Below are 24,368 nucleotides of genomic sequence, written 5' to 3' on the forward strand. Positions count from 1 at the left end.
TTCCAAATTCCCAACGAAAAAAATGCCAGTCAGCTCTTAACTGACTGGCATTGGCTCGACCCCGGTGTTTCCAGCTGGGTTCGTCCATTTGCCCAAGATCGACGCCGAGTTCATCCAGCAGCTCTGCGCCGAGCAACTGATCACCCGCCGCGACCGCAACGGCTTCCCGGTGCGCGAGTGGCAAAAGATGCGAGAGCGCAACGAAGCGCTCGACTGCTACGTCTACGCCCGCGCGGCCGCATCGGCGGCGGGGTTGGATCGCTTCGAGGAACGCCACTGGCGGGAGTTGGAGCGGCAACTTGGGGTAGCCCCCCCACCGGATGCGCCACCGCCCATCCACGACATCGAGTTGAACGAGGCCACCCCCAGCGGTGGCCTCGCTGCTTCTGGAACTCGCAATACCGGTCGACGCGTCATCCGAAGCCGTTGGCTTCGCTGATGGCCGTCGCCTTCAAACCAAGGAGAACAAATGAGTCTTGCCACCCGTGTCGAGAGCCTGGTCATCCGGGTCGCCCAGGAGTTCAACGACGTCCGGGCGACGGCGGGAAACCTAGCCAGCCTGTCCACCACCGACAAGTCGAGTCTGGTCGCGGCGATCAACGAACTGAAGGCGGCGGTGCTCTCCGCAACCGCCATCGACGACAACCAGATCGCCACCTCCACCACCTACTCGTCGAACAAGATCGTGTCGCTGCTCGACGCGCTCAAGGCCGACATCCTCGGTGGAGCAGACGCCGCCTACGACACCCTGGTGGAGATCCAGCAGTTGCTGCAGAACGGCACCACGGGCCTGGACGCGCTCCTGGCTGCCGTCAATCTGCGGGTGCGGTTCGACGCGGCGCAAACCCTGACCGTTGCCGAACAGCTGCAGGCGCGCACCAACATTGGTGCGGTTGCGGCTGCCGATGTCGGCAACACCGACACCGACTTCGTCGTGATCTTCGACGGCGCGCTGGCCTGATGAGCCTCGCGTCTGGCATCGCCGCCCTGGCGGCGCGCATTGGCTTTGAGGTCAAGACCAAGATCGACGCCACGCACCCTGGTCTCGCTCGGGTGTGGGTGAGTTTTGGCTACGTGGCCGGTCAGGTCGTGATCGGAAGTGCCCACAACGTGGCCAGCGTCGTGCGCACGGCAGCGGGCCGCTACCGCGTGCATTTCGCAGTGGCGATGCCGGATGCGAACTACTGCTGGACGGCGCTCGCACGCAGCAGCAGCAACAGCGGCCAGCAGCGTGTGGCCGTCGTTCGCGCCAGCTCCGACCTGAAAACGGCCCAGTACGTCGACATCTCCTGCGCGACGACAGCAACGTCGTTCGACGACTCGTCCGAAATCAATCTTTTGGTGTACCGCTGATGGCCTACACAGAAATCCAACTTCAGGCCTTGGAGAGCGCGCTCGCCAAGGGCGAACGGCGCGTGACCTTTGCCGACAAGACCGTCGAGTACCGATCTGTCGACGAATTGATGGCCGCCATCCGCGAAGTCAGGCGGGGCCTGCTTCAGCAGGCGGCTGAGACCGGGCTGCTGCCCGGCGCGCCACGCCAGATTCGCGTCACCACGCGCAAGGGGTTCTGAGATGGCGTGGTTCTCCCAAACGGTGCGCCGGTTGTTCGGTGCCTCGCCAGTACACGAAGCCGCAGGTCGTGGCCGTCGCTCGCTGGCTTGGATGCCCGGCAACCCGGGCGCGGTTGCGGCGATGTTGACAACCAACGCCGAGTTGCGCGGCAAGAGCCGTGACCTCGTCCGCCGCAATGCTTGGGCGCAGGCCGGTATCGAAGCCTTCGTGGCCAACGCGGTCGGCACCGGCATCAAGCCGCAGAGCCTGTCTGGCGACGAACGGTTCAAGGCCGAGGTGCAAGCACTGTGGCGCGATTGGGTTGAGGAAGCAGACGCGGCGGGACAGACCGACTTCTATGGCCTGCAGGCCCTGGCGTGTCGGGCGATGCTCGAAGGTGGCGAATGCCTGATTCGCCTGCGGCCACGCCGTCCGGAGGATGGCCTGTCGGTGCCCCTGCAACTCCAGTTGCTGGAGCCCGAGCACCTGCCCATCAACCTGAACACCGATCTGCCGTCCGGCAACGTCGTGCGCTCCGGCATCGAGTTCGACAACCTTGGGCGGCGCGTGGCCTACCACCTGTACCGCTCGCACCCGGAGGACGGGCGACTGGCTCCGATGTCGGGCCAGGGCGGGATGGACACGGTGCGCATCGACGCCAAGGAGATCATTCACCTGTTCCGCGTGCTGCGCCCGGGGCAGATCCGGGGCGAGCCTTGGTTGTCACGGGCCCTGGTCAAGCTCAACGAGCTCGACCAGTACGACGACGCCGAGCTGGTGCGCAAGAAGACCGCCGCGATGTTCGCGGGTTTCGTCACGCGCGCCAACCCTGAGGACAACCTGATGGGCGAAGGTGCAGCGGACGCCGACGGGATTGCGCTTGCCGGACTGGAGCCGGGCACGCTGCAGATCCTGGAGCCGGGCGAGGACATCAAGTTCTCCGATCCGGCTGATGTTGGCGGTTCGTACTCCGAATTCCTGCGCACCCAGTTCCGCGCGGTCGCCGCCGCCATTGGTATCACCTACGAGCAGTTGACCGGCGATCTGACCGGCGTGAACTACTCGTCTATCCTTGCCGGGCTGCTGGAGTTCCGGCGTCGCTGCGAGATGGTGCAGCACGGCGTGCTGGTGCATCAGATGTGCCGCCCGGTCTGGGCGGCCTGGATGAAGCAGGCGGTGCTCGCCGGGGCCCTGGATGCCCCGGGCTTTGCGCGTGGTGGGCCAGCCCGTCGCCGCCAGTACCTCGCGGTGAAGTGGATTCCCCAGGGCTGGCAGTGGGTTGACCCGGAGAAGGAATTCAAAGCGATGTTGCTGGCTATCCGCGCCGGCCTGATGAGCCGCTCGGAAGCCATCTCGGCCAACGGCTACGACGCCGAAGACGTCGACCGTGAGATCGCCGCCGACAACCAGCGCGCCGACGACCTCGGCCTGATCTTCGACTCAGATCCTCGCTACACGTCGAAGGACGGCGGCAGCTCGGAACCCAACCGCAGCGCCAACGCGCCGGACATCACCGGTAGCCAATCGCTTCCCTGATTCGCTGCCTGACCGCTTTCCCGAAGGATTCCCATGACTTTGCTACCTCATCTGGCTGCGCGCCTGTTCGGCGTGCCGCTGGCGATTCATCGGCCGAAACTCGACATCATCCTCTCCGTGCTCGGTGCGCGCATCGGCCTCGCCGACCTCGCCGCGCCCGTGGGTTACACGCCTGCGGCCCGCGCGCCTGGGCCTCCGAGCGGCAAGGTTGCCGTCATCCCGATCCACGGCACGCTGGTGCGCCGAACCTCGGGCCTCGAGGCCGAATCGGGTCTTGCCAGCTACACCGGTATCGCCGCGCAACTGGACGCCGCGCTCACCAGCCCCGAGGTCGCTGCGATCCTGCTCGACATCGACTCGCCGGGTGGCGAGTCGGGCGGCGTGTTCGATCTGGCCGACCGTATCCGCGCGGCGTCGCAAGTGAAGCCCGTCTGGGCCGTGGCCAACGACATGGCGTTCTCGGCGGCCTATGCGCTGGCGTCCGCCGCCACCCGCGTGTTCGTCGCGCGCACCGGCGGTGTCGGCTCGATTGGCGTCATCGCGATGCACGTCGATCAGTCGGTGAAGGACGCACATGACGGCGTTCGCTACACCGCCGTGTTCGCAGGCGAACGTAAGAACGACCTCAACCCGCACGAACCGATCTCCAACGAAGCCCACGCCGTCCTCAGGGCCGAGGTGGATCGCATCTATGACCTGTTCGTCGAGACGGTCGCGCGCCATCGCGGCCTCGATGCGAACGCCGTGCGCGCCACGGAAGCGGGTCTGTTCTTCGGCCCGGATGCCGTTGCCACCGGTCTTGCCGATGCCGTCGGCAGCCTCGACGAAGCGCTCACGCAACTCACGCAGTCGCTTTCCCCACTCCCGACTCAGGTGGCTCCGGCCAGCCAAGCGGGCTTTCTTCGCAACCACCAGATGGAGTCTTCCATGAATGATCGAACCGACCCCGCTGCTTCTGATCGGCCTCTTGCTGATCCTGCTGGCAGTCATCCTCAACCGTCCGCCACCGCCACCGCCACCGCCACCGCCACCGCGCTGAGCGTGGCCGACGCCGTCGAAATCGCCCAGACCTGCACGTTGGCCGGGCGAACCGACCTGATTGCGGGCTTCCTCGAAGCCCAGTCCTCGCCCGCCAAGGTGCGCAGCCAACTGCTTGCGGCGCAGGCCGAAGCCAGTCCCGAAATCACCAGCCGCATCGCCCCCGATGCCGCGCGCCCTGTGGCCAGCAATCCGCTGATCGACGCCGCCAAGCAGATCGCAGCGCAATCCACCAAGAAGGAGATCTGAGATGCCCGCTCTCGCCGAACCTCTGAACCTGGGCGACCTGCTCAAGTACGAAGCCCCCAACCTTTACTCGCGCGACCGCGTCACGGTCGCTTCGGGCCAGAACCTGCCGCTGGGCACGGTGGTCGGCATCGTCACCGCAACGGCCAAGTTCAAACAGCTCGATCCGTCCGCAGAAGACGGCACGCAGGTCGCCGCTGGCGTGCTGCTACAGGCCTGCGACGCCACCTTGATCGACCGTGACGACGGTCTCGTCGTCGCGCGCCACGCCATCGTCGCCCACCACGCGCTCGCGTGGCCCGACGCCGTCACCACCGCCGAAAAACTCACCGCCATTGCGCAGCTTAAGGCGCTGGGCGTGCTCGTTCGCCAAGGAGCCTGACCATGAACAACCCCTTCAGCAATCCCGCCTTCTCGATGACGGCGCTGACAGCCGCCATCAACATCCTGCCCAACCGCTACGGGCGTCTGGAAGAACTGAACCTGATGCCGTCCAAGCCGGTACGGCAGCGCCAGATCATCGTGGAGGAGATGAACGGTGTACTCAACCTGTTGCCCACCTTGCCACCGGGTTCGCCTGGTACGGTTGGCGTACGCGGCAAGCGCAAGCTGCGCTCCTTCGTGGTACCGCACATCCCACACGACGACGTGGTGCTGCCGGAAGAAGTGCAAGGTCTGCGTGCCTTCGGTTCGGAAACTGAAACCGAATCCATCGCCAACGTCGTCGCCCGTCACTTGGAGACCATGCGCAACAAGCACGCCATCACGCTGGAGCACCTGCGTATGGGGGCGCTCAAGGGTGTGATCCTCGACGCCGATGGGTCGGAGCTGGTGGATTTGTTCGATGCCTTCGAGATCGATCAGACCGTTGTCGAGTTTCCGTTTTCCAACGAGAAAGGTGACGTCAAAGGCGCCTGTATCGCTACGGCAGCAGCAATCGAAGAAGGTCTCGGTGGTGAGTTCTCAACCGGAATCCACGTGCTGTGCTCGCAGGAGTTCTTTGCAGCGCTGATTGCCCACCCGACGGTAAAAACGGCCTATGCCAATTGGCAAAACGGTGCCATCTTGATCAACGATGTGCGCAAGGGCTTCACCTATGGCGGCATTACCTTCGAGGAGTACCGGGGGAAAGCTGTTGCGAGAATCGGCGAGAACGTTGTCGTGCGCCGTTTCATCGAGGCAGGCGAGGCCCACGCCTTCCCGACCGGCACCATCGACACCTTCGGCACCTACTTTGCACCAGCCGACTTCAACGAGACGGTGAATACGCTCGGCCTATCGCTCTACGCCAAGCAGGAGCCGCGCAAGTTTGACCGGGGCACCGACCTGCACACGCAGTCCAACCCGCTACCGATGTGCCATCGCCCTGGTGTGCTCGTGAAGCTGGTGGCTGCATGATGGGTCTCGTCGAGCAGGTTTATGCCGCCGCTTTGAGCGCTGGTCTTCTGCGGGATTGCCGGTGGCAGCCAGCCGGTGGATCTCCGTCGCAGACGCACGCGGTCGGCTTCACGGCACCTGATGATTCCGTATTCGACGGGCTGGCCTCGACCACCGACTATCAGATGTCGTACCCGGCGTCGGTGTTCGTGGGTCTGTCCCCACGCGAGGCGGTCGAGATCGATGGCGTGATCTATCAGGTGCGTAGCACCCGGGCCGTGGGCGACGGCTCGGAGATGCGCGCACAGCTCACTAGGGTTTAGCGCCGTGTCCGGCAACTCGATCCGCGAACAGATCCTGCTCGCGGTGATGGCGGCTGTCCGAACGCCGGTGGAATCGCTCGGTGCGACGCTACACCGCTCGCCCACGGTGGCCATCAGCCGGGAGCAGTGCCCGGCGCTGGTGGTGTTCCCCGAGTCCGAATCCATCACCGAACGCGCCAACGACCGCGTCACGCGCGAACTGATCGTGCGCCTCGTCGCGCTGGCCCGCGCGGTGCCGCCCGCGATTCCGGAGACAGAAGCCGACCGGCTGCTCACTGCTGCCCACGCCGCGCTGCTGGCCGACCGGAACCTGGGTGGCTTGAGCCTTGGCATCCGCGAGCAGGAATGCGAGTGGGACGTCGAGGACGCCGACGCGGTGGCCGTGGCGCTCCCTGCGCGTTACCGCATCACGTACCGGACGCTGGCCAATGACCTTTCAACCCTTGGATGACCCCTATGACCCAACTTGTCCTGATGCGCCCGCACACCCACGCGGGCAAGACGTATGGCGTCGGTGACCGGATCGAGATCGACGCGACATCAGCCGACTGGTTGATCGCGCACGACATCGCCACGCCGGAGCCGACCGCCCCAACCGCTGAACCCATTCCCGAACCCAAACCCCTCCAACGCAAGGAACCCAAGCAATGAGCACCTATGCCAGTTTTCAAGGCCGCGTCTTCCTCGGAAAGCGCGATCTCGAAGGCCTTCCCATCGAAGTGCGCTCGCCCGGCAACGTCGCCGAGCTCAAGCTCTCGCTCAAGACCGACGTGCTGGAGCACTACGAGAGCCAGACCGGTCAGCGTTCGCTGGATCACCGGATGGTCAAGCAGAAATCGGCCACTGTGAACCTCACCATCGAGGAGTTCACCAAGGAAAACCTCGCGCTGGCGCTGTACGGCAACCACGTCACCGGCAGCACGGGCACTGTGACGGCTGAACCCATTGGCGGCGCGGCTCCGGTGGTCGGCGACCGCTACTTCCTCGCGCACCCCAAGGTCTCGGCACTGGTGGTGACCGATTCGGCAGGCACGCCCGCGACGCTGACCGCAGGCACGCACTACACCGCCGACACCGACTTCGGTGCCCTCCAGTTTCTGGATACCACCGGCTTTACCGCACCGTTCAAGGCGGCCTACAGCTACGGCGTCGCCACCGAGATCGGCATCTTCACGCAGGCGCTGCCCGAGCGTTACCTGCGCCTGGAAGGCATCAACACCGCGCAGGGCAACGCCAAGGTGCTGGTCGAGCTGTACCGCGTGGCCTTCGATCCCTTGAAGGAAATCTCCTTCATCTCGGACGAGTACAACAAGTTCGAGTTGGAAGGCTCGCTCCTGGCCGACACCACCAAGCCCTACGACGCGGTGCTCGGCCAGTTCGGCCGTATCGTGCAACTGTAATGGGGACTGCCATGAGTGATCTGGAAACCCTCATCCCGCAGGCGGTGGAACTGGTCATCGACGGCGAGCCGCTGGCCATCAAGCCACTCAAGGTCGGGCAGATGCCCGCGTTCCTGCGTGCGATCACGCCGGTGATGCAGCAGATCGGTGGAGACGGCATCGACTGGCTGACGCTGATCGGCGAGCGCGGTGACGAACTGCTGACCGCAGTGTCGATTGCCATCGGCAAGCCGCGCGCGTGGGTCGACGAGCTGGCCGCCGACGAGGCGATTCTGCTGGCAGCGAAGGTGATCGAGGTGAACGCCGATTTTTTTACCCGGACGGTGATGCCGCGACTGAACGGAGAAATGGGCGGTCTGATCGCGCGGACGAGTGCGGCGGCAGCCGCCGTCACGGCTGGTTCGACACCGTCCAGCACCTGATCGAGCGCGGCCACCGGTTGCCCGACATCCTCGACTACACCCTGGCGCAGGTGCGCGGCTTCGCTGCCGCCACCGCGCGGGTGGACGCCGCACGCGATGCGCGGCTGCTCTCGCTGATCGCCATCGGCGCGCGCGGCGATTCGCGTCACCTCGACCAGACCCTCGATAGGCTCCAAGACCGTGCGCATCTCGATCCGCATCGATAGCAAGGCTGCGCAGGCGCAGTTGCGCCGCTGGGGCGGCGAGTTTCGCGACAAGGTCAAGAAGGCGGTCGCGCGTGGCATCGCCAGTGAAGCCACCGAGCTCAAGGAGGACGTGCGCACCCACGTCGCGGGCCAGATGGCGGTGGTCAAGAAGTCCTTCGTCAAGGGCTTTACCGCCAAGGTGCTCGACAAGGACAAGAACCTGCTGCCCGCGCTCTACGTCGGCTCGCGCATCCCGTGGTCGGGCATCCACGAGCGTGGCGGCTCTATTTCCGGCCGGATGCTGATCCCGCTGCACGGGCGCGTGGGCCGCAAACGCTTCAAGGCGCAGATCGCCGAACTGATGCGCGGTGGCAATGCCTATTTCATCAAGAACGCCAAGGGGAACATCGTGCTGATGGCCGAGAACATCAAGGAACACGACCGGCCACTGTCGGGCTTCAAGCGCCGCTACCGCAAGGCCGAGGGGATCAAGAATCTGAAGCGCGGGGCAGACATTCCTATTGCAGTGCTGGTGCCACGCGTGCAGCTCAAAAAACGCTTGAATGTCGAGCGCCTGGTCGCTGGACGTGTTCCGCGACTGGCAGCAGCCATCGAAAAACAGCTACGACGTGTGGATTGAGCAATGGCCAATCGCATCTCTGTCCTCGTTGCCCTCGAAGGCGCCGATGAGGGGCTCAAGCGCGCCGTTGATTCGGCGGAGAAGTCGCTGGGCGAACTCTCGGGCAGCGCTAAGACTGCCGGCCAGAAGGCATCTGCCGGAATGGCCGAGGTCAATGCGGGGGTCTCCGCTTTTGGCGAACAGATCAACCGTGCCAAGACACAACTGCTGGCCTTCCTGACCATCAACTGGGCCAGCGGCAAGGTGCAGGAGATCGTCCAGATCGCGGACGCCTGGAACATGATGTCCGCTCGCCTTAAGCTCGCCACCGCTGGCCAGCGCGAGTACGCCGTTGCCCAGAAGGAGCTTTTCGACATCGCCCAGCGTATTGGCGTTCCGATCCAGGAAACCGCCACGCTGTACGGAAAGCTCCAGCAGGCGGTGCGGATGCTCGGCGGTGAGCAAAAGGACGCGCTCACCCTTACCGAGAGCATCTCGCAGGCACTGCGCATCTCGGGCGCTTCGGCCGCCGAGGCGCAGTCGTCCCTGCTGCAGTTTGGCCAGGCCCTGGCATCCGGAGTGCTTCGCGGTGAGGAGTTCAATTCTGTCGTTGAGAACAGCCCCCGTCTGGCGCAAGCCTTGGCTGACGGACTGAATGTGCCGATCGGACGGCTGCGCAAGCTGGCTGAGGAGGGTCGGCTCACTGCCGACGTGGTGGTCAATGCGTTGATGGGCCAAAAGGACAAGCTGGCGGCTGAATACGCCCAATTGCCCGCCACCGTGAGCCAGGCGTTCACGCGCTTGTCCAATGCCTTCGGCCAGTGGATCAGTCGTCTGGACGAATCGACAGGCTTCACGAAGAAGCTTGCCGAGGCGCTGACCTGGCTATCGCAGAACCTGGAGTTGGTGATGCAGTGGCTGCAGCGCATCGCCGAGGTGGGTCTGGCCGTGCTCATCTACCGCCTGATCCCAGCCCTGATCACGGCCTGGCAGACGGCAGGTGCGGCTGCAGTGACAGCCGCCAGCGCCACATCGGCGGCCTGGGCAACGGCCAACCTGTCGGTGTCGGCGGCTGTGGCCAGCGTGGGCTTGCTCAAGACGTCGTTTGCCGTGCTGGGCGCTTTCCTCGTGGGTTGGGAAATCGGTACCTGGCTGTCCGAGAAATTCGAGATCGTCCGCAAGGCGGGCATCTTCATGGTGGAAATGCTGGTCAAGGGCGTGGAGCAACTTCAGTACCGCTGGGAAGCCTTCGCAGCCATCTTCACTTCGGACACTATTGCCCAGGCCACCCAGCGCCACCAGCAGCGCCTCGCCGAGATGAACCAGATCTTTGCGCAGATGTACGCCGACGCGGGCAAGGGGACGGAGGCTGCCAAGGGTGCGATGAATACGGCGGCCACCGCTGTCGAGGAAATCGCCAAGCGGCTCGAAGCCGTGCGCCAAGGCACTCAGGAAGCGGTCGGACGTGGCATCGAGGCGGTACATGCTGCGTTGGAGAAGCTCAAGTCCCGGCTGGGCGAGGTCGAACAGGCGGTCGGTAAGGCGCAGGCGCAGGTCAATGACGCCACCGCCAAGATGGCCGAAGCCTACAAAGGGCTTACCTCCATCGTGGAGGCCAACCTTCAGCAACAGATCCAGGCCGTCAAAGCCCGCTACGACCAAGAAAAATCTGCCCTCGAGCTCTCCAAGCAGTCCGAGGCGGCGCAAATCACCCAGTCCACCCAACTGCTCACCGAGGCGCTCACCCAGCAAACCACGCTGCGCCGTCAGGCGACGACCGAGACACTTGGCCTGATCGATCAGGAAACGCAGGCGCGCAAGGACGCCGCCGCCCGGCAAGGCCAGACCGAGGAAGAGCGCCGTGCCAACGTGCAGCGTGTCGAGAACGACATCCTGGCCACCAAGCGCCAGACGCTGACCCAGGCGCTCTCTGAGTACCGCCAGCACATCGACGCCCTCAACGCCGAGGCCAACCGGCATCTGGCGGAAGTCCAGCGCATCGAGGAGGCCAAGCGACAGCTGTCCATGTCCACGGAGGAGCGCGTGCGCGACATTCGGCGCCAGGGCATGACGGAGTACGAGGCCACGGAGGACCGGAAACGCCAGATCGCGGAGTACCAGACCAAGGCCCGTGAGCAGCTGGCCAATGGTGAATTCGAGCAAGCGCGGCAGCTCGCGCAGAAAGCGATGGATTTGGCCGCACAGGTGGCCAGCAGCCAGACCAGCGAGGCCAAGCGCGGCGAGGATGCTCGCAAACAGTCAGAACAGGCGGTATCGCAGGTCACACAACTCGAAGCACAGTCGCGCCAGGCCTTTCGCAACCAGGAGTACGAGAAGGCCAATGCACTGATGCGTCAGGCCGATGAACTCCGTACCCAGTTGGCGCAAAAGACCCGGGAGGCCGACGCGCAGATTGCCCAGGGCAAAGATGGCGTCAACCAGGCTATCCAGCGCATCCGGGAGTCCGAGGAACTGCTCAACCAGACCCTGGATGCGGAGGCCAAAGCCCACCAGACGGCGGCCCAGTCGGCCTTGACGGCCCGAGACCAGATCCGCCAGACGCTGGAGCAGACGCAAACCCAGATCGACCAGATCACATCCAAGCTTCAAGAGGGTCTGAAACTCACGCTCGATGCCGACACCACGCGCTTCGACCAGGCCATCGCTGAGCTGGACAAGGCGCTGGCCGAGAAGGAATACCTGCTGCAAATCCAGGCCGATCTGCAGGAGGCGGAAAAGAAACTCAAGGAATACGAGCAGCTGCTCAAAGAAGGCAAGACGCTACCGGTCGATGCCGATGTATCCAAGGCCCGGGAGGCACTGGACAAGCTCAAGACCTACGCTGATCAGAACGCGCAGTTCGAGCTCAAGGTGGCAACAGAAAAAGCCCAAGCCGCGATTACCAACGTGGACGGAATGATCAAAGCCCTTGATCGCATCCAGACCGAGTCGCGCCACCAGGTCAGCACCAATGCCGATGCGGCCCGTTCAGAAATCATGAGCCTCAACGGTGCCAATACCAGCAGCACGCACACGATCTACGTGCGCAAGGTGGAGACGAACGCCACCGGTGGTCTGGTGGGTGGCGTGCGCCACTTCGCCGTCGGCGGTGCGGTGGCTCCGGCCTTTCCCCGGATGAGCGGTGGCTCGGTGCCCGGCTCCGGCCACCACGACACCGTGCCGCGAACCTTGGAGGCCGGTGCGTTCGTCATTCGCAAGGCGGCAGTGCAAAAGTACGGCAGCGGAGCACTCTCGCGGCTGGCCAATAGCGTCGCTCACTTTGCCACCGGTGGCTTTGTGAGGGGTGAAAAACCGAAGAAAAACCGCGAAGTTGTTCGGGCGCAAAAGATGATGGAACTGGGCATGTTGAGCATCAACACGGGCAGTTGGGGCGGCCCGATTGCCAACCAGGCTACGCGCAATCACTGGTCGAAGATGTGGAATCTGGACAAGCCTGTGCTCGAACGCCTGGAGTCGCTCAAGACCTTGACGAGCCGAGAGCAGGGCGCTTTGTCAGCGATTATTGAGCGTTGGAAATGGGCCATGAATAACAGCAAGCAAGACCTGGAGCGCGAGCTGATCGACTACATGGAGCAAAACCAGGGCGAGTTTTACCGGCGCGGTGGCTTGGCGAAATCCGACACTGTGCCAGCAATGCTCACTCCGGGTGAGTACGTGGTCAACCGATCGGCGGTGGCGCGCCTTGGCGTGGGCTTCTTTGAAGCCATCAACAACCTGTCTGCCCCGGCGCAGGCCCTGGCCGGGCGTGCGCTGGCGGGCATTCAGGGCTTTGCCACCGGTGGTCTGGTGCAACCCGTTGGCATCACCTTGCCACGTCCCTCGTTGCCCGAAGGTACGCCCACCCGCACCGTGCGCGTGGAACTGTCTGCGGGACAGCAGAAGGTCAACGCCACCGTCGATGCGCGCGATGAAGCGCGCCTCTTGCAACTGCTCGACGCCGCCCGCGCCCGCACTGTCTGAGATTCCCTGATGCAACTGAAGAACCTCGCCACCGGGGTGGCTTTGCCATTGCCCGACGACTTGCTGTGGGCAGACGAACACGCGTGGTCGCCTGCGGTGGCCAGCACTTCCTACCTGATCACCGGGGCCTTGCTGATCCAGTCGGCCACGCGGCAGGCAGGACGCCCGATCACCTTGGTGGGCGCGCCCGACATGGCGTGGGTGACGCGTGCCGCCATCGAGCAGTTGCGCGCGTGGGCGGCGATTCCGGTGGGCGGCAGCACAGGCCGCTTCGAACTTGCTTTCGCCGATGGCCGGGTCTTCACGGTCGCTTTCCGCCACCAGGAGGTCGCCATCGAGGCCGAGCCGGTGATGGGTTTCCCGGCGCGCGCGAGCACCGATTTCTACCGACTGACCCTTCGATTCCTGGAGATTGCCTGATGCCCATCCAATCCGGCGACGTGAAACTGCTGAAGTCCGCCGTGATGGCCGATGTGCCCGAAGGCGGCGGTGCGCCCACGGGCCTCGTGATTGCCGATGGCGTATCGAACGCCATCTTCCCCGACATCTCCGAGTTGGATCGCGCCGGAGGCCGTGTCAACTTGCGCAAGAGCTTTGTGCAAGTGGCCACGGATGACACCGACACCTACTTCGGTGCCAACGTCATCGTGGCCGAACCGCCGCAGGACGAGCGCGTCAGCGTCACGCTGTTTTCCACCCGCAAGACCTTCGACACCCGTGAGCAGGCGCAGACCCGCATCGAGGCCTACCTCAATAAGGGCCCCGAATGGGCGGGCTACCTGTTCGAGAACCACATTGCGGGCCAACGCGTGGTGCAGCTTTTCCAGCGCTCGAGCGACGCCGTGCCCAACGTCGGCCAGACCCTCGTCCTGATCGAGAACGAAGGCTTGCCCACGCAGAAGGAGCAGTACATCCGCGCCACCGCCGTGTCGGTGGTCGAGCGCAGTTTCACTTACAACACCGACCAGGACTACAAGGCGGCGGTCGTCACCGTCGCCATCAGCGACGCGCTGCGCTTTGATTTCACGGGCTCGCCCGCCAGCCGAACTTTCACGCGGGCAACCAACAGCACGAAAACGCGCGACACGGTGGTGGCCGACGCGGGCACCTACGTCGGCGTCGTGCCGCTGACGCAGGCTGCCAATGTGGGCGACTTCACCATCAAGGGCGCGTCCATCTACACGCAGCTCGTGCCCAGCGCCCAGACCGAGACGCCGATCTCGGGCGTAGCCCCCTACGCAGCAGCAGGTTTGCCGGTGCCGGGCGCGGCACCCGTGAGCTACACGGCCAGCCACGCCTGGAACACCAGCATCAAATTCAACCTGCCGGGTGGCTGCCTGCCGGGGTCGCTGTCCATCGTCACCGATGGCATCACGATCTTCGACGACGCGGGCCTGCTCAAGACCGCCAGCGGCACGCTGGGCACCATCGACTACGCCAACGGCATCCTGAGCCTGAACTCCGGCTCGATGTCCAACAGCAAGGCCATCACCTACACACCTGCTGCACAACTGCAGCGCGCGCCGCAAAGCGCGGAGATCGCGGTCACGCCGGAATCGCGCAGCCAGTCTTACGTCGGCTCCGTGAACCCGGTGCCGCAACCCGGCACGCTTGCCATCAGCTACATGGCGCAGGGCCGTTGGTACGTGCTGTCGGATGGCGGCAATGGCTCCCTCAAAGGGCTGGATGCCAGCTACGGCGCGGGTACTTTCAACAAGAACACCGGGGCATTCGTCGTGACCTTGGGGGCACTGCCCGACGTAGGCTCATCGCTGATCCTGACGTGGAACGTGCCGACCCAGGAAACGCAGCAGCCGACCATCGTCCTGAAAGCATCGCAGGCCTTGCAGCTTGCCCCACCCGAAGGAAAGAGTGTGCAGCCGGGGACGCTCACCATCACCTGGCCACACGAGAGCGGCTCGGGCACGCGCACGGCGTCCGCCACCACGTCTGGCGAGCTCAGTGGTGCTGCCACCGGTAGTCTGAACGTCGCGCAGAACCTCTTGAGCTTCGCGCCAAATGTCCTGCCGCCCGTCGGCGCGCTGCTGACCGTGGACTACGTTGCGGGCCCCAAGCAGGAACACAGCTTCGCGCACCCCTCGCGCGATGGCCAGGGCAAGGTGCCGGTGACTGCAACCCTGGGCTCCATCGAGCCGGGTTCATTGGAGATCGAGTGGAACACCCTGACGGACACCGCCGTGCTCGGGGTCTACACGCTGCAGCAGATTCAGGCGATGGGGCTGGGCCTGTGGAACGGGGTCGATCCCACGCAATACGCCCGCGACGATGGTGCGGGCAATGTGCTGCGCGCAGGCCAAGTCATCGGTAGCGTCAACTACGCCACCGGGGCGGTGCAGTTTCAGCCGGATGTGACGATCAAGATTCCAAGCCCGGTGTATACCGAACAGCGCCTTGGTTGGGCCTCGGGCGTGGGCCAGATGTTCCGCCTCAACTACGGCGGCATCAGCTATGTGGATGCGCCGTCCATGTACCCCAACGACGAGTCCGGCCGCGTCTTGCTGCGCTACAACAGCGCAGGCTCAACCAGCAACCACAGCGAAATCTTTGCGTTCAGTCCATCGTTTCGGCTGGTGCCGGGCGTCAATGCACAGGTCGTGACGGGCTCCGTGGTGCTCCACAACGGCGGGTTTCATGGGCCCTGGGGGGACAGCGGTCAGGGCACGTTGCGTGAATTCACACCCAGCGGCTGGGTTCAGCGCGGCACGATCAACTATCTGTCGGGTGAAGTGACTCTCACTTCATGGGTGGCTGGTGCGTCCAACACCTGGGTGCGTGCCAGTTGCGTGACCACGGTGGGCGAGAACATCTCCAGCGAGTACGTGTTTCGCACGGGTGCTGCGCCACTGCGCCCGGGATCGCTGTCTATCCAGTTCGCCCGTGCGGTGGGTGGAACACAGACCGTGACGGCAGGCATCGACGGCACGATCACCGCGTCCGGCGTCATCGGCAGCGTTGATTACGACACCGGCCTCGTGCGGGTGCGGTTTGGCACCGTGGTCACGGCGGCGGGCAATGAGGCCGAGCCCTGGTTCGATCTTGAAAACGTGCGGCCAGACGGCAAGATCTTCCGGCCAGAGCCGGTCGCGGCCTCCAGCCTGCGCTACAGCGCCGTGGCCTACAGCTATCTGCCCCTGGATGCGGCGTTGCTGGGCATCGACCCGGTACGCCTGCCCAGCGACGGGCGTGTGCCGATCTTCCGTCCAGGAGGCTTTGCCGTCGTCGGCCACACCGGTCGCATCACCGCCTCGGTCAGCAACGGCCAGACCATCGACTGTGCCCGCGTGCGTCTGTCGCGCGTGCGCGTGGTCGGCAACGACGGCGTGGTGATCCACACCGGCTACGTCACCGATCTGGAAGCAGGCACGGTCACGTTCACCGACGTGACCGGCTACAGCCAGCCAGTGACCATCGAGCACCGCATCGAGGACATGGCCGTGGTGCGCGACGTTCAGATCAACGGCGAGATCAGCTTCACGCGCCCGCTGACGCACGCCTATCCGCTGGCCAGTCCCGGCGATCCGGTCTCTGGCAGTTTCGTCTCCAGTGCGCTGGTGGCCGGTGACCTGTTCGCCCGCGTGAACCTCGTGTTCGACCAGAGCACCTGGAACGGCAGCTGGTCGGATGAACTGATCGGCAGCGCCGCCACCGCCACCTTCAACCACACCCAGTACCCGATCACGGTCACCAATCGTGGGGCGCTCACCGAGCGCTGGGTGGTTCGGATGACCAACAGCACCTCGTTCGAGGTCATTGGGGAGAACGTCGGCGTGATCGCCACCGGCAACACCAGTGCCGACTGCGCCCCCAACAACCCCGCGACCGGGGTGCCGTACTTCCGCCTGCCTGCGCTCGGCTGGGGCAACGGCTGGGCCACCGGCAACGTGCTGCGCTTCAACACCATCGGCAGCCAGTTCCCGGTCTGGGTGGTGCGCACCGTCCAGCAGGGGCCGGAGTCCGTGCCCGACGACCAATTCACGTTGCTGATTCGCGGCGACGTCGACACCCCTTGACCAGAAGGAATCAATTCAATGGCTGACCTCACCGTCAAGTACTTCAACAGCGGCATGACCGGCGCGCCGCAGATCTCCAACAACTGGGGCGATCTGGTGACGATGCTCGACGCCTGCCTTGTCAACGGCTTCGCGCTCAAGGCAATCGATACGCTGACCTGTGTCGATGGCGTGGCCACCGCCACCATCAGCGCGGGTCACGCCTATCGGTCAGAGCAGGTGGTCGAGATCGCTGGGGTCGACCAGCCCGCGTACAACGGGCAGTTCCGGGTTATCGCTACCACCGCAACTACGTTCACCTTCGCAGTGACCGGCACGCCCGTGTCGCCCGCGACCAGCGCCACCAGCCTGTCGGCCAAGGTTGCGCCGCTGGGGTGGGAGAAGGCGTTCGCGGGTACGAACAAGGCGGCGTACCGCAGCAAGAACCCCGCCTCGCCGCAGAACCTGCTGCTGATCGACAACAGCCTCAAGACCCCCAACTACACGACGAGCTGGGCCAAGTGGGCCAACGTCGGCATCGTCGAAGACCTGGCGGACATCGATACCATCGTCGGCGCGCAGGCCCCGTTCGATCCGAACAACCCGACGCAGAACTGGAAGCAGGTCGAGGCCAACCAGTGGGGGTGGCACAAGTGGTACCACGCCCGCCAAGGCGGTTACGACACCTATTCCGATGGTGGCGCGGGCAACCGCAACTGGGTGCTCATCGGTGACGACAGGCTGTTCTTCCTCTTTTTGACCAACGCTCCGGGCTACAACTGGTTCGGGTGCAACAGCTACTGCTTTGGCGACATCACGAGCTTCAAGCCCGCCGACAACTACGCAACGGTCTTGTGCGCCGACGACATCTACGGGAGCAACAGTCACTACATCAGTTACCCCGGTCAGTTCAACGGCTATGGGCTCACGCAGTCGCTGGAGTTCACCGGCAAGGTCCTCTTGCGCAGTCACACCCAACTCGGAAACCCGGTGCGTTTCGGGCTAACGTCCCTCAACACCAACAACTCCAGCCAAGTCTGTGGCCGGGGCCCGATGCCGTTCCCCAATGGCCCGGACTACAGCCTGTGGCTGCTGCCCACCTACGTGCGCGAGGAGTCGGGCCATATGCGCGGCCTGATGCCGGGAATGCTGTGGATGCCGCAGTACCTCCCCTACAGCGATCAGACCATCGTCGATAACGTGGTTGGTCAGGCGGGCAAGAAGTTCCTGCTGGTCAGGACTCAGTACAGCTCGGAAACCGAGGGCGCGCAGATCGCCTTCGATATCACCGGGCCGTGGAGGTAAGCCATGGCGTGGTGGGACAGCGTGGCGTCGTTGACGCCGGTCGCGGCGTGGGATGCGCTGCACTTCGCGAACGGGCAACTGCAGGATCAGGTCGGCAGCAATGCCATCACCGTGCAGGGCGGTGTGGCCACGCCATTTCTGCTCTACGGGTTGTACGGCCAGGACAAGCCCTGGCCGCTGGCCACGCCGATGTCCTTGTCCGGCGACTTCGTGCTGGCGGGCTTCGTGATGCACGTCAGCCGAGGGCTGGTGTTCTACAAGACCCTCGGCGACAGCAACAGCTATTTTCTGGATCAGGAGTCCAACGGCGCGATCTACCAATACGCCAATGGCAGCGGCGGTCAGGTGGGCAGCGGGCCCGCGTGGGGCGCGCCCAAGTTCATGGCGCTGGTCGTCAGCCCGGCCAGTGCCCGCGTGTACATCAACGACGACTGGGCGGGCGCGGCTTTCGCGCGCTCGTGGGTGGCAGACAGCGTGGGCGGCATCGGCTACTACGCCGACGGCAACGAATACAACATCGGCGGCAGCGAGCGCTTCTTCGCGGCCGGGTTGTGGTCTGGTGTCGCAAGTCTTGCCGACGTGCGCGCGCTCGAATCCGTCTGCCGTGCCGCGCTCGCGGGACCGCCGGTCGGCGTGCATTCCGCTGCCTTGGCCCGCTGGCACAGCCCGAACACTGAACTGTGGAGCCAGCCAGGCAGCTACCCGCCCCGGGTTCGAGCTGTGGCCAGCGCGCGCCGAGACATCTATTTCGGCGGCAACGGCCAGATCACCGGCACCGTCAAGGAGAAGGGGCAGCCCGACCAACCCCTCGTTCGCCAAGTTCTGCTCTACAGCGAAAACACCCACGCCCTGGTGGCGAGCACGTGGTCTCAGGCTGACGGCACCTACCGCTTCGAGCGCATCGACCCTCAACAGTGCTACACGGTGATCAGCACCGACTACCGACAGCTGTACCGCGCGGTGATCGCGGACAACCTCAGGCCGGAGCTGATGCCATGACCGTCGCCATCACGCAGGAACACAACGAGGCGCGGCTGGCGGGCACGCTGTCCTTCCTCAATGCAGGCAGCAACCCCGCGCGGCTGCGCATCTACGGCGGCACGCGCCCACCCAACCCGGCGGCGACGCCCACCAGCGCGATGCTGGTGGAGATCGCGCTCACCAAGCCCGCAGGAACGATTGCGGGCGGCTTGCTGACGCTCACCCAGCAGGAGGACGGCCTGATCGCTGCCACCGGCATCGCCACCTGGGCGCGGCTGGTCAACGGCAGTGAGGTGACGGCACTCGATCTGGATTGCAGCGGCACCGATGGCGCGGGCGATGTGAAGCTCGCCAGCACCAACCTCTACCTGGGCGGGGACGCCCGGATGGTGTCGGCCATCTTGGGCTGAAATGTCGGGGGTGAACGATGCCTGTGAACTTTGGGCAAAACTTCGACCTGCTGTACGACCAACCCGCCGCCACCGACGCCGATCTGATCTTTGGCGCGGACTACGTGCCACCGCGCAACGACGTGGTGGTGCAGGCCACGCTGCCGTTGCCGGTGGTCAGCGTCGCCTTCATTCCGCCCGCACGGCTGGCGGTGCTGGCAGAGCTGCCGAGCCTGACAGTCAGCACGATCATCCTGCGCCCGAGCGTGCCGCTCAACGTCGGCGTGGCCAGCCTGCCCGGCGTGGTGCTGACCGGCGAGGTGCGGTACGCCTCGCGCACGCAGCGCCCGACGGTGGGTCAGACGGCGGACGAGTGGCAGCAGGCCGTGCAGCACGAGGGCGGCGCAGCGCAGCGCCAGCAGGATGCGACGGCCACGCCCGCAGGCTGGGGCGCGGCGTGGCAGCGTGGGGGTGTGTCGGTACACGGCATCGCGCACCGCCTGCCGCCAATCTTGGTGGCCGCGCCGCTACTGCGGCGCACCGGCCAGCAGCAGGCGACGCGCTTGCACGGCGCAACCGGGTTCGCCCACGAGAACGCGACGCCCATCGCGCAGATTCGGACTGGCGTGTTCCAGTACGCCACCCGTTTGCGCGACGCCACGCGCTTCGCGCATCAGGACGGTGACCGCAGCAAGCGCGCCGGTCGGCTCGCCCTCTGGCAGAACGCCCGCCTGCTGAGGCAGCGCCAGGGTTCGGACTTCCAGAGCGCAAGCCGCCGACCGGTCGGCTGGCGCGGGCGGTACCAGGAAGCGATGCGGCCACCGCCCGGCATCAGCGTGTGGGTGATCCCCGAGCCGCCCGAGCCGCCGCGCTGCTACACGCCGAGCGGCCACCTGCTGTTCGCTGCGCAGGCTCCCGCCAGTGCCCATCTGCTGTTCTTCTGCGAAAACCACACCGACCCGCCCGATGGTGAGCCGGTGGTCGTTCCCGTTCGGAGGGTCTATTTCGTGATCAACAACGTGACCCTGCACCGGCTGCCCGATGGCTTGCCGGTGCCGGTGTTCAATCTCTCGCTGTCGCTCGACGCCGCGTCCTGGACGTGGGGCTTCGATGCGCAACTGCCCGCCAAGGCGGAAAGTCTGGTCGCGCCTGGCTATGCTTCCGGCCCGGTCGAACTGGTGGCCAGCGTCAACGGCACGCAGTTTCGCGTGCTAGCGGAAAGCATCAGCCGTGAGCGCAGCTTCGGTGACACCAGCATCCGCGTCTCGGGTCGCGGGCGCAATGCCGTGCTGGCCGCGCCCTATGCGCCAGTGGTGAACTTCCAGCAGCCGCAGGCGCGCACGGCGCGGCAGTTGATGGACGACGTGCTGACGCTAAACGGCATCCCGCTGGGCTGGAACATCGATTGGGGACTGACGGACTGGAACGTCCCGGCCGGGGTGTTCACCCAGCAGGGCACGTGGATGGAAGCCCTGGTCGCCATTGCCAGCGCCGCCGGGGGGTACCTGATCCCGCACCCGTCCGACCAGAGCATCCGCGTGCGCCACCGTTATCCGGCTGCGCCCTGGGAGTGGAACACCGTCACGCCAGACTTCGTGCTGCCCGTCGATGCGGTGGCCCGCGAGTCGCTACGCTGGGTAGAGAAGCCCGGCTACAACCGCGTGTTCGTGTCCGGCCAGGATGTCGGTGTGCTCGGGCAGGTGACCCGTGCCGGGACTGCCGGGGATGTGCTGGCCCCGATGGTGGTCGATGCGCTGATCACCGAAGCCACTGCGGCGCGGCAGCGAGGCATCTCGGTTCTGGCCGATACCGGGCAACAGATCGAGGTGAGCCTGCGCCTGCCGGTGCTGGCCGAGACGGGGATCATCGAGCCGGGTGCGTTCGTCGAGTACCAGGACGGCAGCGTGACGAGGCTGGGCATCGTGCGCTCGACGCAAGTCGAGGCAGGAATGCCGGAGGTCTGGCAGACCTTGGGGGTGCAGAGCCATGCATAACCTCTACGAGCAGTTCCGCCAACTCATCCCTGATCCGCCATTGCAGGCGGGCACGGTGGTGGGCGTCGGCTCCGGCGTCGTGACCGTCGCCTTGCCCGGCGGCGGCTTGATCCGCGCACGCGGCAGCGCTGCCATCGGCCAGAAGGTGTTCGTGCGTGATGACGTCATCGAAGGCGGCGCACCCAGCCTGACGCTGGAAATCATCGAAATCTGAAAACCATCTTCCTGATCAACCCTGAACCCGTCTTGGTGCCATGTGCATCAGGCGGGTTTCGCATTTGGCTTCGCCACAACTTCGTTGAACTGGAGACCTGCAATGACCGAACCCGAACAACAACCCGCCGCCCTTGTGGAAAACATGCTCCTGCTACGCCGCGAGGACTTCGACGAACTGCTCGACCGTGTCGCCGAACGCGGTGCGGAGCGTTGCCTTGCCCATCTCGGGCTGGAGAACGGCAGTGCCGCGAAGGACATCCGCGAACTGCGCGATCTGCTGGAAGCGTGGCGCGATGCCCGCCGAACGGCGTGGCAGACCACCATCAAGGTTGTGACCACCGGCATCCTGGCCGCGCTGCTGGTGGGGGCCGCCATCAAGTTGAAGCTGATGGGAGGCGTGCAATGACTGCCAAGCCGAAGTTCTGCCTACTGGACGACTGGCGGCGCGTGTTGCGACGGGCCTGGAGCATCCGCTTCTCACTGCTGGCCGCTGCCTTCACGGCGGCGGAAGTGGTGGTGCCGCTGTTCGGGGACGTACTGCTAGACGTTATGCCAAGGGGCGCGTTCGTGCTGCTGGCCTTTGCCGCCAGCATCGGCGCAACCGTGGCTCGCATCGTGGCGCAGCCGGAGATGCACCGATGATCCGGCCAACATCACCCGTGATGCGCAGGACGGTGGCCGGACTGACGTTGTCCGCCGCCGCCCTGGTCGGCATCGTGCTGCAAGAGGGCTACACCGACCGCGCAGTGATCCCGGTAAAGGGCGATGTGCCGACCATCGGGTTCGGTACTACCACCGGGGTGAAGCTGGGCGACACTACCACGCCGCCGAAGGCGCTGGCTCGGGCGCTGACCGATGTGCAGCAGTTCGAAGGCGCGCTCAAGCAATGCGTGACCGTGCCGCTGGCCCAGCACGAATACGACGCGTTGGTGAGCTTTTCCTACAACGTCGGCAGCCGCGCGTTCTGCCAATCCACGCTGGTCAGGAAACTCAACGCCGAGGACTACGCGGGAGCCTGTACCGAGCTGCTGCGCTGGCGCTTCTTCCAGGGCAAAGACTGCGCGCTGCCCACCAACGCGCGGCTGTGCGGCGGGCTGGCTACACGGCGAGAAGCCGAATACCGGCAGTGCATCGGGGAGGCGTCGTGAGCGTGATTCCGTGGCCGTACCGGCTGCTGGCCCTCGCGGCGCTCGGCGTCGCCCTGATCGGATTTGGCTGGATCAAGGGCGCGAGTCACGCTCAAGCGCAGTGGGATGCCGCCGTCCAGAAGCAGACCCTGCAGGTCGCCACCATCCGTGAGCGGCAGGCGCAGGCCACCGTCAAGGTCGTCACCCAGTACGTCGACCGCGTCCGCGTAGTCCGCGAGAAGGGCGACACAATCATCAAGGAGGTTCCCGTCTATGTGCCCGTTCAGGCTGACGCTGCTTGCACTATCAACCGTGGCTTTGTGCGCCTGCACGACGCTGCCGCCACCGGTGAACTGCCCGAGCCCACCCGAGATGCTGGTGCGGCCGCCGCAGGCATTGCGCTCTCTGCCGTCGCCGGAACCGTTGCTGCCAACTACCAGACCTGTCACGAGAACGCCGAGCAGCTAAGGGCGTTGCAAACGTGGGTCACGGAGATGAAGGTTGCCAGCGAGCAGTAGGGTTCAGCACCGCATCATGGATTGTTCCAGCAACCCGGGCTCCGCGAATCGAAGAACGTGACCTCTGTGCCAGGCAAGGACCGGCCAATGGCCTTGAGTACCTGATGGCAGAACGCCTGCTGATCTCCGTCTGGTTGCCCCGTGAACACCGAGACAGCCATTCGCTTCGGCGGATTTACCGATATGGCATCGAGCACGTGCTGATCCCTTTCGTCAAAGCTCCAGCCATACACGACCAAACGCTCTCCGAGGCTGGGCAAAACCTCTTCGTACACGTTCGTCAGGTAGTGGCTCCGACGAATTGCGGCGACTTTCTGCTTGCTGGTTCCCTCGCTTACAAACACGGGCACATAGTGCCCGGACGCCCACCTCCGGGTTATGGTGCCAAGCAAGTCACCTGCTGCTCCCGCGCCTACAGCGAGCTTTGTCTCATCACCAAGGTAGTCACGCGCAACCGCAAGACTGCCGTGAGGGTAGAAAACCAATGTTGCTCCTGCAGCGTGCCCATAGGGTCGCCGCAGATATTCCCAATCCGTCTGGAACTCCCCGTCGTGGAATGCGTCCTTGAACCAACTCCCGTTCGCCGCGTTGAACAGCAGCATGGCCCAGTACAAGGTGAGGTCGTAGTTCAGGCTGACGACAGTGGGAAACGCGCTCGCAAACGCACCGACCAGTTGCAGGTCGGCGGCAACATCGGCATGCACCGGATGCACACTGTGCACAGCTTCGATCAGTGCTGTACGGACCTCCTCATAGGCTGCGGAGATGGCGGCCGACGGCGTCCCCAATGCCCCGTTGACGTGCTCGGCATACCAGCACGCGAGCAGAACATGCTCGAAATCGGTTGTCCCGAGCTTGGCGAATATTGGGGCAGTGGTGGCGAGCAGTCCTTTTGCATCAGCGATGCCATGGAGTGTTGGGTATGCGAACTCCTTGTGGATGGCGATACTGGCGCCGTTGCCCAGAAGGAGGGAACTCCAATCTTCAGCGCTGATGTTTGCCCAGGTGCCAATATCGATTCTGTCCATAATCTTCACGGGACGTCATTGTGGGTTGATCTCGCCATGCGAGCCGCCACAGCTATGCAACCCAACCCATGCCGCAAGATCCGGTCTCGTGCAGCCATTCGTGGCCGCACACTTTGCAG

Annotated in this window: 27 protein-coding genes and 1 pseudogene; 27 read left to right on the plus strand and 1 reads right to left on the minus strand. The window is 64.8% G+C overall.

What is annotated here, in order from left to right; translation table 11 throughout:
- Positions 1-52: 52 nt before the first annotated feature.
- The 27 genes and pseudogenes from IHV84_RS16885 to IHV84_RS17015 all read left to right on the plus strand — a co-directional run.
- Positions 53-439, plus strand: a pseudogene (locus tag IHV84_RS16885) (terminase gpA endonuclease subunit); the annotation flags it as partial.
- A 30-nt stretch (positions 440-469) separates the two neighbouring features.
- A complete protein-coding gene (locus tag IHV84_RS16890; protein ID WP_198847719.1) occupies positions 470-961 on the plus strand; it encodes a hypothetical protein in 492 nt (163 codons plus the stop codon).
- Positions 961-1,353 (plus strand): hypothetical protein, encoded by a 393-nt coding sequence (locus IHV84_RS16895; RefSeq protein WP_198847720.1) that lies wholly within the window; start codon positions 961-963, stop codon positions 1,351-1,353. The genes IHV84_RS16890 and IHV84_RS16895 overlap by 1 nt, the downstream gene beginning before the upstream one ends.
- Positions 1,353-1,574 carry a phage head-tail joining protein gene (locus IHV84_RS16900; RefSeq protein WP_127803859.1) on the plus strand — a complete coding sequence of 74 codons (222 nt, stop codon included), beginning with the start codon at positions 1,353-1,355 and terminating at the stop codon, positions 1,572-1,574. Before IHV84_RS16895 ends, IHV84_RS16900 begins: the two co-directional genes overlap by 1 nt.
- Position 1,575: 1 nt before the next feature.
- Positions 1,576-3,090 (plus strand): phage portal protein, encoded by a 1,515-nt coding sequence (locus IHV84_RS16905; protein WP_198847721.1) that lies wholly within the window; start codon positions 1,576-1,578, stop codon positions 3,088-3,090.
- 33 nt (positions 3,091-3,123) lie between these two features.
- Complete coding sequence (locus tag IHV84_RS16910; RefSeq protein ID WP_198847722.1) at positions 3,124-4,377, plus strand: S49 family peptidase; 1,254 nt, start codon at positions 3,124-3,126, stop codon at positions 4,375-4,377.
- 1 nt (position 4,378) lies between these two features.
- Positions 4,379-4,756: a head decoration protein gene (locus IHV84_RS16915; RefSeq protein WP_198847723.1), complete on the plus strand. Its 378-nt coding sequence runs from the start codon at positions 4,379-4,381 to the stop codon at positions 4,754-4,756.
- Positions 4,757-4,758: 2 nt separating this feature from the next.
- On the plus strand, positions 4,759-5,772 hold the full coding sequence (locus tag IHV84_RS16920; RefSeq protein ID WP_198847724.1) for a major capsid protein: 1,014 nt from the start codon (positions 4,759-4,761) through the stop codon (positions 5,770-5,772).
- Positions 5,769-6,074, plus strand: coding sequence for a hypothetical protein (locus tag IHV84_RS16925; RefSeq protein WP_233100089.1), 306 nt, complete (start codon positions 5,769-5,771; stop codon positions 6,072-6,074). Before IHV84_RS16920 ends, IHV84_RS16925 begins: the two co-directional genes overlap by 4 nt.
- Positions 6,075-6,120: 46 nt before the next feature.
- Complete coding sequence (locus IHV84_RS16930) at positions 6,121-6,525, plus strand: hypothetical protein (RefSeq protein WP_233100093.1); 405 nt, start codon at positions 6,121-6,123, stop codon at positions 6,523-6,525.
- A gap of 5 nt (positions 6,526-6,530) precedes the next feature.
- Entirely contained in the window at positions 6,531-6,725 is a 195-nt protein-coding gene (locus IHV84_RS16935; RefSeq protein ID WP_198847726.1) for a hypothetical protein, read from the plus strand.
- The gene (locus tag IHV84_RS16940; RefSeq protein WP_198847727.1) at positions 6,722-7,474 is read left to right on the plus strand and encodes a hypothetical protein; all 753 of its coding nucleotides are present in this window, start codon (positions 6,722-6,724) and stop codon (positions 7,472-7,474) included. The genes IHV84_RS16935 and IHV84_RS16940 overlap by 4 nt, the downstream gene beginning before the upstream one ends.
- Positions 7,475-7,485: 11 nt before the next feature.
- Positions 7,486-7,896 (plus strand): hypothetical protein, encoded by a 411-nt coding sequence (locus IHV84_RS16945; RefSeq protein ID WP_198847728.1) that lies wholly within the window; start codon positions 7,486-7,488, stop codon positions 7,894-7,896.
- Positions 7,893-8,102, plus strand: a complete 210-nt coding sequence (locus IHV84_RS16950) for a hypothetical protein (protein WP_198847748.1) — start codon at positions 7,893-7,895, stop codon at positions 8,100-8,102. Before IHV84_RS16945 ends, IHV84_RS16950 begins: the two co-directional genes overlap by 4 nt.
- Positions 8,077-8,721 (plus strand): DUF6441 family protein, encoded by a 645-nt coding sequence (locus IHV84_RS16955; RefSeq protein WP_198847729.1) that lies wholly within the window; start codon positions 8,077-8,079, stop codon positions 8,719-8,721. The genes IHV84_RS16950 and IHV84_RS16955 overlap by 26 nt, the downstream gene beginning before the upstream one ends.
- Before the next feature lie 3 nt (positions 8,722-8,724).
- A complete protein-coding gene (locus IHV84_RS16960) occupies positions 8,725-12,681 on the plus strand; it encodes a tape measure protein (protein WP_198847730.1) in 3,957 nt (1,318 codons plus the stop codon).
- Between the two features lie 9 nt (positions 12,682-12,690).
- Positions 12,691-13,101 carry a hypothetical protein gene (locus IHV84_RS16965; protein ID WP_198847731.1) on the plus strand — a complete coding sequence of 137 codons (411 nt, stop codon included), beginning with the start codon at positions 12,691-12,693 and terminating at the stop codon, positions 13,099-13,101.
- Positions 13,101-16,712 (plus strand): hypothetical protein, encoded by a 3,612-nt coding sequence (locus tag IHV84_RS16970; protein WP_198847732.1) that lies wholly within the window; start codon positions 13,101-13,103, stop codon positions 16,710-16,712. The genes IHV84_RS16965 and IHV84_RS16970 overlap by 1 nt, the downstream gene beginning before the upstream one ends.
- A gap of 18 nt (positions 16,713-16,730) precedes the next feature.
- Complete coding sequence (locus IHV84_RS16975; RefSeq protein WP_198847733.1) at positions 16,731-17,996, plus strand: hypothetical protein; 1,266 nt, start codon at positions 16,731-16,733, stop codon at positions 17,994-17,996.
- 3 nt (positions 17,997-17,999) lie between these two features.
- The gene (locus tag IHV84_RS16980) at positions 18,000-18,995 is read left to right on the plus strand and encodes a hypothetical protein (protein ID WP_198847734.1); all 996 of its coding nucleotides are present in this window, start codon (positions 18,000-18,002) and stop codon (positions 18,993-18,995) included.
- The gene (locus IHV84_RS16985; protein WP_198847735.1) at positions 18,992-19,387 is read left to right on the plus strand and encodes a hypothetical protein; all 396 of its coding nucleotides are present in this window, start codon (positions 18,992-18,994) and stop codon (positions 19,385-19,387) included. Before IHV84_RS16980 ends, IHV84_RS16985 begins: the two co-directional genes overlap by 4 nt.
- 17 nt (positions 19,388-19,404) lie before the next feature.
- Entirely contained in the window at positions 19,405-21,360 is a 1,956-nt protein-coding gene (locus IHV84_RS16990; protein ID WP_198847736.1) for a hypothetical protein, read from the plus strand.
- Complete coding sequence (locus IHV84_RS16995; RefSeq protein WP_198847737.1) at positions 21,353-21,574, plus strand: hypothetical protein; 222 nt, start codon at positions 21,353-21,355, stop codon at positions 21,572-21,574. The genes IHV84_RS16990 and IHV84_RS16995 overlap by 8 nt, the downstream gene beginning before the upstream one ends.
- Before the next feature lie 102 nt (positions 21,575-21,676).
- Positions 21,677-21,982, plus strand: coding sequence for a DUF6127 family protein (locus IHV84_RS17000; protein WP_198847738.1), 306 nt, complete (start codon positions 21,677-21,679; stop codon positions 21,980-21,982).
- Positions 21,979-22,218, plus strand: a complete 240-nt coding sequence (locus tag IHV84_RS17005) for a hypothetical protein (RefSeq protein ID WP_198847739.1) — start codon at positions 21,979-21,981, stop codon at positions 22,216-22,218. Before IHV84_RS17000 ends, IHV84_RS17005 begins: the two co-directional genes overlap by 4 nt.
- On the plus strand, positions 22,215-22,724 hold the full coding sequence (locus tag IHV84_RS17010; RefSeq protein ID WP_198847740.1) for a lysozyme: 510 nt from the start codon (positions 22,215-22,217) through the stop codon (positions 22,722-22,724). The genes IHV84_RS17005 and IHV84_RS17010 overlap by 4 nt, the downstream gene beginning before the upstream one ends.
- On the plus strand, positions 22,721-23,221 hold the full coding sequence (locus IHV84_RS17015; RefSeq protein WP_198847741.1) for a hypothetical protein: 501 nt from the start codon (positions 22,721-22,723) through the stop codon (positions 23,219-23,221). The genes IHV84_RS17010 and IHV84_RS17015 overlap by 4 nt, the downstream gene beginning before the upstream one ends.
- 14 nt (positions 23,222-23,235) lie before the next feature.
- Here IHV84_RS17015 and IHV84_RS17020 read toward each other — a convergent pair whose 3' ends face one another.
- A complete protein-coding gene (locus IHV84_RS17020) occupies positions 23,236-24,249 on the minus strand; it encodes a DUF4917 family protein (protein WP_233100096.1) in 1,014 nt (337 codons plus the stop codon).
- Between the last annotated feature and the right edge of the window lie 119 nt (positions 24,250-24,368).

It is taken from the genome of Acidovorax sp. IB03 (genome assembly GCF_016406015.1).
In the GTDB taxonomy this organism is placed as follows: Bacteria; Pseudomonadota; Gammaproteobacteria; order Burkholderiales; family Burkholderiaceae_C; genus Acidovorax; species Acidovorax temperans.